This window comes from Pilimelia columellifera subsp. columellifera (genome assembly GCF_039532605.1).
Classification (GTDB): Bacteria; Actinomycetota; Actinomycetes; order Mycobacteriales; family Micromonosporaceae; genus Pilimelia; species Pilimelia columellifera.
Map to the genome: position 1 here is coordinate 1 of NZ_BAAARY010000070.1, position 1,117 is coordinate 1,117.

Genomic DNA, 1,117 nt, shown 5'->3' on the forward strand with positions numbered 1-1,117 from the left:
GGCGAGGTCGGCGGGCATCTTCCGGTAAACCCGCCCAGCCCCAGCCCCAGCCCTGGTTTTGGTGGCTGTTGTTGCCTTCTTGCGGGTCGTCTTCTTCGGCGTTGGTTGGTTGGGGCGTGCCTTTGCCGATGTTGGGGTCTGGTGTTGCGCGGCGGGGTCCTTGGCTGTCTTGGCCGCGGTGGGGTGGGGGTCGGCGCCCTTCACCAGCTTCGCCGCCGCCGGCGTTGTGGTGTTGATGTTGGCGGGTTCGGCGGTGGCGGTTGTGGCAGCGGTTGCCGCAGCGTCTTTGGTGTCGGTGGGTGGGGTTTTGCCGTGCGCGGGCGCTTGCGGCCTTCGCAGCGCTGTGGTGGGGGTGGTGATGGCTTGTAGTAGTAGTCCGATGTCCATGCTTGGCATTTGCGCGGCGGTGAGGCCGTCGGGGGATTGGAAGCGCACGTTGGTGATCCGGGCTTGGCCGGTGGAGGTGTCGACGGTCACGGTGGTGCTGTTCCCGCTGTCGTCGTTGGGTGTGATGGTGATGGTGTAGGAGTCCATGGTGTCCCTCAAAGGTGGTGTGCCACGCCGCTTGGTGTGGTGTCTGGCCTGCCACGCAAAGGCGCTGGGTGTCGCACGCCGACGTTCACGTGAAGATCACCAATGTAGCGCGGCACGCGGTGGAGCCAACGAACCGACCCCATGTAGTTCCCCGGCGTCCAGCGGCCCTTCGACCTGTGCGTTGGAGCCAGTCCCGCGGGCCGAGCGTTCCAAGGGGTGTCGGCCCGATTCCTAGTCTTTGGTTTCAATGCTACCTGTGGCTGCCGGTGGTGGTCGGGTACGCCGTTGCGGTTCAGGGAGTTCTCACGTGCGTCGTCTTGTTCGGTTTGAGTTGGCTAGCGAAGCGGCCGGTATGCCGGTAACGAAGTTAGGCGGGCCGCCGGTGTGGTTGCGGACACCATAGTGGCCGCTGTCGGCATCGCTCGGGACGCCGATGGGTTTCATTGGCCAGTTCCGTCTGGACGCCGGTGATGACCCGCGGATGGCTTAGACCGTGTGTCAGTTGGGGTTGTTGCTGGTCAACAGGTCGAGGCGGACGGCGCGGCGGTAGCAGATGACAGCGCATGCAGCAGCAACGAATGCG

General features: G+C 64.9%; 1 pseudogene. It reads right to left on the bottom strand.

The features are described 5' to 3' along the window. Positions 1–534: pseudogene (locus tag ABD287_RS18355) on the bottom strand (hypothetical protein); the annotation flags it as partial. Positions 535–1,117 lie beyond the last annotated feature (583 nt).